Annotated in this window: 9 protein-coding genes; 5 read left to right on the forward strand and 4 right to left on the reverse strand. The window is 73.6% G+C overall.

The features are described 5' to 3' along the window. Positions 1-39: 39 nt before the first annotated feature. The 3 genes from J116_RS13475 to J116_RS13485 are packed head-to-tail and all read right to left on the reverse strand — an operon-like array spanning position 40 to position 2423. Positions 40-930 (reverse strand): ABC transporter permease, encoded by an 891-nt coding sequence (locus J116_RS13475; RefSeq protein WP_023587590.1) that lies wholly within the window; start codon positions 928-930, stop codon positions 40-42. Next, positions 927-1913: a daunorubicin resistance protein DrrA family ABC transporter ATP-binding protein gene (locus J116_RS13480; protein ID WP_023587591.1), complete on the reverse strand. Its 987-nt coding sequence runs from the start codon at positions 1911-1913 to the stop codon at positions 927-929. The genes J116_RS13475 and J116_RS13480 overlap by 4 nt, the downstream gene beginning before the upstream one ends. Before the next feature lie 60 nt (positions 1914-1973). Further along, complete coding sequence (locus J116_RS13485) at positions 1974-2423, reverse strand: hypothetical protein (protein WP_023587592.1); 450 nt, start codon at positions 2421-2423, stop codon at positions 1974-1976. A gap of 354 nt (positions 2424-2777) precedes the next feature. On the opposite strand from J116_RS13485, the gene J116_RS13490 reads away from it, so the two are divergent. Continuing rightward, positions 2778-4262 carry an APC family permease gene (locus J116_RS13490; RefSeq protein ID WP_023587593.1) on the forward strand — a complete coding sequence of 495 codons (1485 nt, stop codon included), beginning with the start codon at positions 2778-2780 and terminating at the stop codon, positions 4260-4262. Between the two features lie 134 nt (positions 4263-4396). Continuing rightward, positions 4397-5389, forward strand: coding sequence for a hypothetical protein (locus tag J116_RS13495; protein ID WP_028964025.1), 993 nt, complete (start codon positions 4397-4399; stop codon positions 5387-5389). A gap of 189 nt (positions 5390-5578) precedes the next feature. Here J116_RS13495 and J116_RS13500 read toward each other — a convergent pair whose 3' ends face one another. Beyond that, on the reverse strand, positions 5579-7642 hold the full coding sequence (locus J116_RS13500; protein WP_023587595.1) for a PhoX family protein: 2064 nt from the start codon (positions 7640-7642) through the stop codon (positions 5579-5581). Between the two features lie 269 nt (positions 7643-7911). Between J116_RS13500 and J116_RS13505 the strand changes: the two genes are divergently transcribed. The 3 genes from J116_RS13505 (at position 7912) to J116_RS13515 (ending at position 12516) form a co-directional block, all read left to right on the forward strand. Beyond that, positions 7912-9573, forward strand: a complete 1662-nt coding sequence (locus tag J116_RS13505; protein WP_028964026.1) for a VWA domain-containing protein — start codon at positions 7912-7914, stop codon at positions 9571-9573. 147 nt (positions 9574-9720) lie between these two features. After that, entirely contained in the window at positions 9721-11340 is a 1620-nt protein-coding gene (gene metG / locus J116_RS13510) for a methionine--tRNA ligase (protein ID WP_023587597.1), read from the forward strand. A 171-nt stretch (positions 11341-11511) separates the two neighbouring features. Beyond that, positions 11512-12516, forward strand: a complete 1005-nt coding sequence (locus J116_RS13515; protein WP_023587598.1) for a DMT family transporter — start codon at positions 11512-11514, stop codon at positions 12514-12516. Positions 12517-12549 lie beyond the last annotated feature (33 nt).

Below are 12549 nucleotides of genomic sequence, written 5' to 3' on the forward strand. Positions count from 1 at the left end.
TCCCGCACGGGGAAGGTCAAGCGCCCATCGTCGGCGGGCTCACTTCCGGTTGTACAGCCGCATCGTCACCGCGCCGAAGACCAGGACGAACGCCGCCGACCAGCCCAGGGTCCACGCGATGTCGGCCATAGGGCGGCCGCCCGCCATCAGTTCGCGGACCGAGGTGGCCAGGTGGGTCATCGGGCTGTTGTTGACGAACGCCTGGAGCCAGCCCGGCATCGTGCGCGGGTCCACGAAGACGTTGCTCAGGAACGTCAGCGGGAAGATCACCATCATGCTGACGCCCATCACGGACTTCTCGCTGCGCAGCAGCAGGCCGAACATCGTCCAGATCCACGAGAACGCGAACGAGAAGACCATCAGCAGCGCCACCCCCGCCAGCACCCCGGCGACCCCGCCGTCCGGCCGGTAGCCGATCAGCATCCCCACCGACAGCATCACGGCGGACGCGATCAGGTACCGGACCACGTCGCCCAGCAGATATCCGACCATCGGCGCGGGGCGCCAGATCGGCAGGGGGCGGAACCGGTCGAAGACGCCCTTCTCGATGTCCGTGTTGACCGAGATCCCGGTGTACATGGTGATCATCACGACGCTCATCGTGAGGATGCCCGGCAGCAGGAACTGGATGTACGACGACACCGACCCGGCGAGCGCGCCGCCGAAGAGGTAGGCGTACATCAGCACCATCATGACCGGGAACGCCGTCACGTCGAACAGCTGCTCCGGCACGTGCTTGATCTTCAGCATCGCCCGCCAGCCGAACGTCAGCGACGCCGACAGCGCGGACGGGCGGGGCGGGCGCCGGTCCGCGCCCGTGACGAGCAGGGCGGCCAGCTCGTCGGCGCGCGGGGCGACGAAGGCGGTGTCGTACGCGCCGGAAGCCCCCGCGGCGGGCTGCCGCTGGGACTGGGGCGCCGTGGTGCTCATACCGGGCCCTCCTTGCCCGTCAGCGCCAGGAACACCTCGTCGAGGCTGGGCTGTCCCAGCGCGAAGTTGTCCACCGTGACCCCCGCGCGGGCCAGCTCCGACAGCGCCCGCGCCGCCTGCTCCGCCGCGCCCAGCTCCGTGCGGTGCCCGTCGACCGTCGCGGTGAGCGCGACCGGGTCCGGGTCGAGCTGCACGGTCGCCCCGAGCGTCCCGGTCAGCACCCGCGCGGCGCGCTCCCGCTGGCCGGGCTCCCGGAGCCGTACGTGCACGGCTCCGGAGCCGACCGACGCCTTCAGCTCGCCCTTCGTGCCCTCCGCGATGACCCGGCCCCGGTCGATGACCGCGATCCGGGACGCCAGCTGGTCGGCCTCGTCCAGGTACTGCGTGGTGAGCAGCACCGTCGTGCCCTGGGCGACGACCGCGCGGACGATGTCCCACACCTGGTTGCGGGAGCGCGGGTCGAGGCCGGTCGTCGGCTCGTCCAGGAACAGCAGGTCGGGCGTGTTGAGGATGGACGCGGCGATGTCGATGCGGCGCCTCATCCCGCCCGAGTAGTGCTTGACCTGCCTGCCCGCCGCGCCCGACAGCCCGAAGGCCTCCAGCAGCTGCGCCGAGCGGTCGCGGGCCGCCGCGCGGGAGTGGCCGAGCAGACGGCCGAGGAGGACCAGGTTCTCCGTGCCGGTCAGGTCCTCGTCCACCGACGCGTACTGCCCGGTCAGGCTCACCCGGCCGCGTACGGCGTCGGCGTCGCGCACCACGTCCCTGCCGAACACGCGGGCCTCGCCGCCGTCCGGCCGCAGCAGCGTGGCCAGCATCTTCACGGCGGTCGTCTTGCCCGCGCCGTTCGGGCCGAGCACCCCGTACACCGTCCCGGCGGGGACGCGCAGGTCGATGCCGTCGACGGCGCGGGTCGTGCCGAAGACCTTGACCAGGGCGTGGGTCTCCACGGCGAGGGGGGACGCGGGAGGGGGCTGGGGGGTCATCTCGTCGGTCCTGTCGGTGGCGGCGGGCCGGGGGAAGGGGGCGCCGGCCGCCGCCGGGGTTCACTCATGCGTGTAGAAGACGTAGAACGCCGCCACGCCGATCGCCGCGCCGACGATGAGGCCGATGACGGCGCTGGTGAGGAGACTGCCGCCGGCGAGGCTGCGCAGCAGGCCGATCGCGATGCCGCCGAGCGCCCCGTACGCGATGGCCCGCGTCTCCCTCGGCAGGGCGCGCTGCCTGCGGCCCAGGGCGTAGCAGAGGGCACCGAAGACCAGCCCCGCGACGAGGCCGAAGACGACGTCGCCCCAGTCGGTGGGGCCTTCGCCGCGGTGCAGGAATCCGGCGTACAGGGCGTACACGGCGGCGAGCGCGGCGGGGATCGCCCAGCTCAGGGGGGTGCTCCGGCGGGCGGGCCCGGTACCGGGCCCGGCCGCGGTCGAGCCGGTGTCCGTCCCCGGGCGGGGGCGGCGGCCGCGGCGGTGCCGGGCCGGGGCTGCGTGGGCGCCCATGGCTGCTCCTTCCGACGTGACCCCGCCGGGCGGGGCCTTCCGGGGCGGCCCCGGCGTACGGGACCGTCCGGCGCGGCCCGCCGTGCGCGGCCTTCCGACGGCTGTCCTCCCAGGGCACACCCACCCGGGTGAACCAGCAAGTGGATCAACACGGGGACGGGGCCCGCCGCCCGGACACCCGCCGCGGCACGAGCCCCGCCCGACCCGGACGCCCGAGCCGCTCGCCCCCGGCCGGGCGCCGCCGTCCCCCGTGAACGCTACGCACGTAATCCGCCCCGGACCGTCCGGTTCCGGGAGCGGCATTACGATGCGGCTGTCTCGCGCCACTTCCCCTGCCAGTCAAGGACGTTCGGCATGCGCAACCCATCGGGCAGAGGGCTCCGGCCCAACGCGCTGGGCACGTTCGACACCGTCGTCATGGCGGTCGCGGGCAGTGCCCCGGCCTACTCGCTGGCCGCGACGACGGCCGTGCTCGTCGGGGCCGTCGGGTTCGCGGCGCCCGCCGCGCTGCTGTACTGCGCCCTGCCGATGCTGGGCATCGTCCTCGCGTACGGGCGGCTCGGGCGGCTGGACGTGAACGCGGGCGCCGCGTACTCGTGGGTGGGCCGGACGCTGCACCCGTTCCTCGGGTTCCTGTGCGGATGGGCGCTGGTCGTGTCGGCGACGCTGTTCATGGTGGCGGGTTCGCTGCCCGCGGGTGCGCTGACGCTGGCGCTGTTCGACCCGGAGCTGGCCGAGGACACCTGGACGGCGACGGCGGTCGGGGCGGGCTGGTTCACGGCGATGCTGCTGGTGGTGCTGGGCGGGGTGCGGCTGACCGTACGGGCGCAGCTGATCATCTCCGGGGTCGAGCTGGTGCTCCTGCTGCTGTTCGTGCTGGGCGCGGTGGTGCGGGGCGGCGCGGCGGCGGCGTTCGACTGGTCGTGGCTGGGGTTCGCGCACTTCGACGGGGTGTCGGGCTTCGCGTCGGGCGCGCTGATCGCGGCGTTCTACTACTGGGGCTGGGACGTGACCGGCAACCTCAGCGAGGAGACGCGCGACAGCCGCCGCACGGCCGGGCTTTCGGCGCTGGTCGGGGTGGGAGTGGTGTTCCTGCTGTTCGAGGCGTTCACCATCTCCGTCAACATCATCCTGACGACGGAGGAGATCACCGCGCGGGCCGACGCGAACACGCTGGCGCTGCTCGGTGACGCGATCTGGCCGGGCACCGGCGGGAAGCTGCTGGTCGTGGCGGTGATGCTGTCCACCGTCGCGACGCTGGAGACGACGCTGATCCAGGTGACGCGGACGCTGTTCGCGATGGGCCGCGACCGGACCGTGCCCGCCGCCTTCGGCCGGGTGCACCGCCGCTGGAACACCCCGTGGGTGGCCGTCGCCGTCGTCGGCGCCGTCGCGCTGGCGTTGTTCGTCGCGTCGAACGCGCTCGGCTCGGTCGGCGACATCCTTTCCGGCGCGGTCGGCGCGATGGGCCTGCAAGTGGCGTTCTACTACGGCCTCGCCGGGATCGCCGCCGTCGTCGCGTACCGGCGGATGCTGCTGTCGTCGGTGCGGGAGTTCCTGCTGGGCGGGGTGTGGCCGCTGGCGGGGGCCGCGTTCATGCTGTGGATCTTCTACGAGTCGCTGGCCGGGCTGCCCACCGCGTCGGTCGTCATCGGCCTCGGAGGGCTCGCCGCAGGTCTCATTCCGATGACCTGGTACTGGCGGAGGGGCAGTTCGTACTACCGTCCGGCGAAGCTGGACGCGGTACGGACGCTGGCGGCGGAGGCGGACTTGCCGTACGGCGACGTACCGCGGCAGCACCGGCCGGCCGCCGACGAGACCTTGGCGACCGACTTCTGACCACGCGACTGACCACGCGATCGGGGGGAGAAGGCATGGCCGCACGCCACCGCGCCACCGGAGGGGGACGCCCGGACCGCACCGGCGGCACCGGGAAGCCACGGCACGGGCGCGGTACGAGACGTACCGGGCTGATGGGCCGCGCGGGCCGCTCCGCGCGGGAGCAACGCTTCGTACCGGAACTGGACCCGTACTTCGGGGACGAGGCGCTCGGGGACGTACGCCACGACATCGCCATAGGCCGCTGGCAGGGCGTACGGGACCTGCTGCGGGACACGGGGGACGACTGGCCGCGCCGCACCCACCGCATCCGGCTCCTCGCGCACGCCGCGGCCGGCACGTCCGCCGTCGAGTGCTGGCGGGCCGCCGAACCGGACGACCCGGACGCGGCGGTGCTGCGGGCCGCGACCGAGGTGGTGCGGGTCTTCGACGCGGCCATCGCGGCGGGCCGGGGCGCCGCGATGGACCCGGCGAGGCTGGACTCGACGGTCCTGGCGTGCCTGTCCGCCGCCGACGCCCGGCCCGCCGACCCGATGCCGTGGGTGTCGCTGCTGACGGTGGCCCGGCTGTACGAGGGCGGGGTGAGCCGGGCGGAGCTGCGCCGCTGGTGGGACGAGCTGCGGCGGCGCGACCCGCACAACGCGGAGGGCCATGTGCAGCTGCTGCGCTACTGGTCGGCGCGGTGGCACGGCACGCACGGCTCGATGTACGACTTCGCGCGGGACGCGGCGGGCGCGGCGCCGCCCGGCTGCCCGCTGCCGGTGCTGGTGCAGATCGCCCGCGTCGAGGAGTACCGGTACGTGGTGGACGGGGCGCTCGGGCGGGGCCGGGGGCCCGGCTCGGTGCGCGGCTTCGACCAGCACTGGAAGCACGAACTGGCGGTGACGGAGGTACGCCGCACCTGGGAGCGCTGGATCGCCGAGCGCGCGCCGGGCCCGGTGCGGCCCGAGGAGGTGGAGCTGCTCAACTACCTGACGCACGCCGCCTGCTACGCGGGGCGCCTGGAGATGGCGGAGTACCTCTTCGGGCTGCTGGGGCCGCGGGTGTCGCGGGTGCCGTGGTCGTACACGGGCGATCCGGCGGAGCAGTTCACGAGGTGGCGCGCACAGGCCCGCGCCACCCCGTGAAGCCGCTGCCCCTGCCCGGGCCGGCCCGGCTGCCGTGCGGACCGGTCCGGGGCGCGGGTCTCCGGGCCGCCCGGCCCGGTGACCCGCGCGGGGCCGCCCCGGCCCGGACCTGCGCGGGGCGGCCTCGGCGGCGGGGCGGCCGCCTGGTGGGTGGCCGTGGATGACCGTGGGTGACCGCCCCGCGCCCGGTCAGACGCCGATCGGGCGGCCGTCCTCGCGGTAGACGGCGACGACCGACGGGCGGACCAGCTTGCCCGGGCCGTCGGGCCACGCCGACGCGGGGTTCTCGACGGTCGCGCCGTCCACCTCGCCCGGGTGCTGGACGGCCACCAGGACACGGCGGTTCTGGATGATCGGCCCGCACGTCTCGGCGCCGACCGGGACGGTCAGGAACTGCTTCAGCTCACCGCGCCGCTCGCCGTGCGTGGCCACGCCGAACAGGCCGTCGTGGGTGCCGAGCGCGTTGCCGTCCGTGGAGATCCAGAGGTTCCCGTACGGGTCGAAGGCGACGTTGTCGGGGCAGGAGATCGGCGACACCTTCTCCTTCGGGTACCCGGCGTAGTACGTCGCCGGGTCGTCCGGGTCGCCCGCCACCAGGAACAGCCGCCACGCGAAGCCGTCGGCCGCCGGGTCGTCCCAGTGCTCGGCCAGCTCCAGGATCTGGCCGTGCTTGTTCCTGGCGCGCGGGTTGGCCTCGTCCACGCCGGGCTTCCCGGCCGTGCCGCGCTGCGAGTTGTTCGTCAGGGCCACGTACACCCGGCCCGTACGGGGCGACGGCTCGACGTCCTCCGGGCGGTCCATCTTGGTGGCGCCGACCTTGTCCGCGGCGAGGCGCGTGAAGACGTACACCTCCTCGGCGGTCATGCCGGGCACGTGCGACACGTTGTCCGTGGCCAGCGGGATCCACACGCCGGAGCCGTCGAACTCGCCGTCGTCCGGGAGCTTGCCGGTGCCGTCGAGCTCGGCGGCGGGCGAGTCGCCGGTCAGCTTCGCCACGTACAGGGTGCCCTCGTCCAGCAGCGTCAGGTTGTGCTCGCGGGCGGCGCGCGAGCCGCCCTTCATCATCCGCTTGCTGGAGACGAACTTGTAGAAGTAGTCGAACCGCTCGTCGTCGCCCATGTACACGACCGGGCGGCCGTCGTCGGTGAGCCGGGGCTGCGCCGCCTCGTGCTTGAACCGGCCCAGCGCGGTCCGCTTCCGGGGCGTCGACTCCGGGTCGTACGGGTCGAGTTCGACGACCCAGCCGAAGCGGTGCGACTCGTTGGGCTCCTGGGCGGCGTCGAACCGCTTGTCGAACCGCTCCCACTTGCGCTCGGTCGTGCCGGAACCGATGCCGTAGCGCTTGTCGGTGGCGGAGGAGCCGTTCGCGAAGTACTGGTTGAAGTTCTCCTCGCCGTGGAGGGTGGTGCCCCACGGGGTGGTGCCGCCCGCGCAGTTGTTGAGCGTGCCGAGGACCTTGCGGCCCGACGGGTCGGCGGACGTCCGCAGCAGGGCGCTGCCCGCGGCGGGGCCGGTCATCTCGAACACGCTGGTCGCGGTGAGGCGGCGGTTCAGCGGGTGGCGGGTGACCGGGGTGAGCTTGCCGGTGCGGTGCTCCTCCTGCACGACGACGACCGACAGGCCGTGCGCCGCCCAGGCGATCTCGACCTGCTCGCGGGTCGGGTTCTCCGCGTCGTACCCGCGGAACATCAGGTTCTCGTCGGTGTACTCGTGGTTCGCGACGAGCACCTGGCGGCCCGGCTCTCCCCGCAGCGGCAGGAGCGACAGGAAGTCGACGTTGTAACCGAACTGCCCGGCCTGCGCCTTGGCGGTCTGCCGCTCCGGGTCGAAGGCGGGCGCGCCGCGCAGGATCGGCTCGCCCCAGCGGATGACCACGTTCTGGGCGTAGCCGCGCGGGACGGTGACCTGGTCGGCGGTGTTCGGCGCGACGGGCGTGAAGCGCAGGCCGCGCGCCCCCTGCGCCTTGCCCGCGCCGTGCTTCCGCGCGGCCGACTGCGCCTGCGCGGCGTGGGCCTCCGGGGCGCCCGCGCCGAGGACGGCGCCGCCCGCGGCGGTCGCGACGGTCACCACGGCGGCGGCGCGCATCAGGGAGCGGCGGGAGAGGGCGTCGGCTATGACGTCGCCGACGTACTCGTTGTCGCTGGTGTTGGGCACCTCGTGGAAGCAGGCGTCACCGCAGCGGTAACGGCAGGTCAGGGCCGAGCGGCCGCCCGCGTGCGGGGTCATGGTGAGCAACGGCAGCAGCTTGCGCACGGTGTTCCTCCTTCGGCGCGCACCGCGCCGACGTGGTGTCGTGATCGTCCGGCGGCGACGTTAAGCGGGCCCCTGAGCAGGGCGGCGGCAAAGAGGTGAACGTGCGATGAATGGGGAGCGTCGGGGGCGGGGTTGACGCGAATGGACGGCAGCGTTCCGCGCCACTCCGGGCGGCTAACCTTACGTGTCCGCCCTGGCCAGGGATGATTCCTGAGTATTCCCAGCAGTACGGACATATACGGCACCCAATATGCGAAAGGCCATGGCCCATGGGCATTCGGAGCTTGCTGCGCAAGGTGTTCGGACGCGACCGCGAAGCGGAGCACGACGCGGTCACGTCCACCCCCTCCGTCCCGCCCCAGGCGGAACGCACGGTGCCCCAGGACGAACCGCCGGCGACGGCCCCCACCCCGGAGGAGGTCGCGGCGGAGCTGGTGGCGGCGTCCTTCGACCAACCGAAGCCCACCATCCCTCCCGCCCGCACCGACTCCCCCAAGTCCCCGGCGGACATCGCCGCGGGCGCCACCGCGGAGGAGACCCCGGCGAAGGCCCCAACGGGCGCCACCGCGGAGGAGGCCCCGGCCGAGAAGCCCGCCGCCGCGGAGCCGGAGGCCGAGAGCGCCTCCAGCCCGGAAGCGACGGCTCCCGCGGGGGAGTCGGCGACCGCCGGGCCCACCGAGCCGGTCACCGCCCCTGCTGACGCGTCCAAGTCCGCCGCCCAGCCCGGACCGGCAGCCGCCCCGGCCGCCGAGGACGCCTCCGGCGCAGACGGCACGGCCACCGCCGACACGGCGCAGGACGCCGACGACGAGGCCCCGGCGGACGAACCCGCGCCCCACGCGGAGCAGGCCCCCCAGGCCAAGGCCCCCGGGGCCGAAGCCAGCGAACCGGCCGCCACCACTGACACCGCGCCGCAGCACGCCGACACCGAGGACGCCCCCGGCGCAGACAGCGCGGCCACCGCCGACACGGCGCAGGACGCCCCCGCCGGTACGGACGGCACCCGCACCGCCGACACGGAGCCCGAGGCCACGGAGCCCGCACAGGACCAGACCCCGGCCACCGAGCCCGCCGCCGAAGCCGGGACGGCCACCCCCGACACCGCGCCGCAGCACGCCGACACCGAGGACGCCCCCGGCGCAGACGGCACGGCGGCAGACGCCAGTACCGTCCAGGCCGAGGACAGCGCCCCTCAGGAGGGCGCCGGTCCCCAGGCCGGGGACAGCGCCCCCCAGGAGGACGCCGACGCCCAGGCCGAGGACGGTGCTCCCGCGGTGGCGTTGCGGCAGGTCAAGGGCGCCGCCCCGGAGGGCGTCGTCGAGGCGTACAAGGCCGCCGGGGCCGTGCTGCGCAAGCGGGGGCTCCAGGGGGCGCGGGCCACGGTGTACCTGGTCCTCGACCGGTCGGGGTCGATGCGCCCGTACTACAAGGACGGCAGCGCCCAGCGCCTCGGCGAGCAGGCGCTGGCCCTCGCCGCGCACCTGGACGAGAACGCCACCGTGCCCGTCGTCTTCTTCTCCACCGAGATCGACGGCACCGGCGACCTCACCCTCGACAACGCCGAGGGCCGGATCGACACCCTCCACGCCGGGCTCGGCCGCATGGGCCGCACCAACTACGACCGTGCGGTCCGCGAGGTCCTCGCCCACCACGAGCAGGCCCACCCGGACCGTCCCGCGCTGGTGATCTTCCAGACGGACGGCGCGCCCGAGTCGAAGACGGCCGCGACGCAGGCCCTCGCGGAGGCCGCGGCGACCGGGCGGCCGGTGTTCTGGCAGTTCGTGGCGTTCGGCGATGAGGACGGCAAGGCATTCGACTACCTGCGCAAGCTGGACGTCGACAACGCCGCGTTCTTCCACGCCGGGCCCACCCCCAGCGACATCCCGCACGCCCGCTTCTACCGCGAGCTCCTCGCCTCCTGGTCCGTCTGAGGCCCCGGACCGCGGCGCGTGGCCCCGGTCCCGCGACCAGCGCGGGGCCGGGGCGGCCACCACCACCGGGCCCCGGGCCGCACCCCGGCGGCGTACCCCGGCAAACGGAGGTGAGGGGCGCTTCGGCCGACGGATAGGATTTCGACCATGGCGGCCACTGGAACCGAGAAGCAGGGGGACGAGAGCGTGAAGGCTTTCTACGTATCGACCCCCATCTACTACGTCAACGACGCTCCTCACCTGGGCCACGCCTACACGACCGTCGCAGGCGACGTGCTCACGCGCTGGCACCGTCAGCGCGGCGAGAAGGTGTGGTACCTCACCGGCACGGACGAGCACGGTCAGAAGATCATGCGCACCGCGGAGGCGAACGGCGTCACCCCGCAGGAGTGGTGCGACAAGCTCGTCGAGGAGGCCTGGAAGCCCCTCTGGGAGCACCTGGACATCGGACACGACGACTTCATCCGCACCACGGAGAAGCGCCACACGGACCGTGTCCAGGAGTTCGTGCAGGACCTGTACGACAAGGGCGAGATCTACAAGGGCGGCTACGAGGGCCCGTACTGCGTGGGCTGCGAGGAGTACAAGCTCCCCGGCGACCTCATCGAGGACGAGCAGGGCGTGAAGCTCTGCCCGATCCACAAGAAGCCGGTGGAGATCCTCAAGGAGGAGAACTACTTCTTCAAGCTCTCCGCGTACGGCCCGAAGCTCCTGGAGTTCTACGAGGCGAACCCGGACTTCATCCAGCCCGAGTCGGCGCGCAACGAGGTCGTGAACTTCGTCAAGCAGGGCCTTCAGGACCTGTCCATCTCGCGCTCCACGTTCGACTGGGGCATCCCGATCCCGTGGGACGACAAGCACGTCATCTACGTGTGGGTGGACGCCCTCCTGAACTACGCGACGGCCGTCGGCTACGGCGCCGACCAGGCGAAGTTCGAGGCGACGTTCCCCGCGAACGTGCACCTCGTCGGCAAGGACATCCTCCGCTTCCACGCGGTGATCTGGCCCGCGATGCTGATGGCGCAGGGCCTGCCCGTGCCGGGGAAGGTCGCCGCGAACGGCTGGCTGATGGTCGGCGGCGAGAAGATGTCGAAGTCGAACCTGACCGGGATCAAGCCGCAGGACCTGACCTCGCACTTCGGCGTGGACGCCTACCGCTGGTACTTCCTGCGGGCCATCGCGTTCGGCAGCGACGGCTCGTTCTCCTGGGAGGACTTCACCGCCCGGTACACCTCGGAGCTGGCCAACGACTACGGCAACCTCGCCTCGCGCGTAGCGGCCATGGTCGGCAAGTACTTCGACGGCGCCCTGCCGGAGGCCACCGCCGCCGGTGACGCCGAGCAGGCCATCCAGGACGGCCTGGCGAAGGCGGTCGCAGAGTCCGACCGGAAGATCGGTGAGGAGCTGGACTTCCAGGGCGGCATCCTGGCGGTCTTCGACTTCGTGAAGCAGGTCAACGGCTACATCACGGAGCAGGAGCCGTGGAAGGTCGCCAAGGACGACTCGCCGGAGGGCCGCGCCCGCCTGGCGACGATCCTGTACACGGCGGCCGAGTCGCTGCGCGCGGTGGCCGTGCTGCTGAACCCGGTCATGCCGGAGACCTCCCGGAAGCTGTGGGAGTCGCTCGGTGCCGAGGCCGGTCTCGGCGCGCTGGCCGACCAGCCGCTGGCCGACGCCGCCCGCTGGGGGCAGCTGCCGGTGGGCGCGACGGTGACGAAGGGCGCGGTGCTGTTCCCCCGCCTGGAGGAGCCCAAGAAGGACGCCTGACCGTCCGACCGGTCCCAGGCGCCTGCCGGGCCGCCTCGTCCGCACCCGCTCATGAGACCGCCGCCCCACCGAGAGGCCGGGGCGGCGGTCTCGCGCGTACCGGCCCCCGCGTCCGCGTCCGCCGCACGCCCCGCCCCGTCCCGTCGCCCGGCCCGTTCCCCAGGAGTCCCCGTGTCCGCTGCCGTCGTCGCCCGCCGGGCCTGGCTGACCGATCTGCCCGTGCTGGCGGTCGCCGTCGTGTGGGGGTCCAGCTATCTGGCCGCCAAGGGGATCACCACCGCCCAGACGGTCGTCGCGGTGCTCGTGCTGCGGTTCGCGGTCGTCATCCCCGTGCTGGTCGTCGCCGGGTGGCGGGGGCTGCGGCGGATGAGCAGGGCGCAGGTGGGCGGCGCCGGCGTGCTGGGGCTGATCCTCGCGGGGATCTTCCTCGTGGAGACGTACGGGCTCGTCCACACCTCCGCGACCAACGCCGGGCTCATCATCAGCCTCACCATGATCCTCACCCCGGTCGCGGAGAGCCGGGTGCGCGGGACACGGCTGTCCGGGGCGTTCATGGCGGCGGCCGGGATGTCGGTGCTGGGGGTGGTGCTGCTGACGCAGGGCACCGGGTTCAGCGCCCCGTCGGGCGGTGACCTGCTGATGCTGTGCGCGGCGGTGGCCCGTACGGTGCACGTCCTGGCGATGGCGCGGATGGAGTCGGTGCGGGGCGCGGACGCGCTGTCGCTGACGACGGTGCAGCTGGGCGGGGCGGTGCTGGTGTTCGCACTGCTGGCGGCCGGGGGCGTCGGGACCGGGGGCGGTACGCCGTGGGCCGTGGCGGCCGGGTTCGGGGCGGGCGAGTGGCTTGGGCTGCTGTACCTGTCGGTGTTCTGCACGCTGTTCGCGTTCTTCGTGCAGATGTGGGCGGTACGGCGTACGTCCCCGTCGCGGGTGAGCCTGCTGCTCGGTACGGAACCGGTGTGGGCGGCCGTCGTGGGGATCGTCCTGGCGGGCGACCGGCCGGGGTGGCTGGGCTTCGTGGGCGTGGCGCTCGTCCTGTGCGGCACGGCCTGGGGCCGTACGGCGGCGGACCGCGACCGGGAACGGGACCGGGTCCGGGCCGGGGACCAGGACCGGGGCCCGGAGCGGACCGGTGGGGCCGCCGCCGCGGAACCGGACCGGGCGCCGGCCTCCTGAGCCCCGCCACCTGAGCCCCCGACACCTGAGCCC

It is taken from the genome of Streptomyces thermolilacinus SPC6, from assembly GCF_000478605.2.
GTDB lineage: Bacteria > Actinomycetota > Actinomycetes > Streptomycetales > Streptomycetaceae > Streptomyces > Streptomyces thermolilacinus.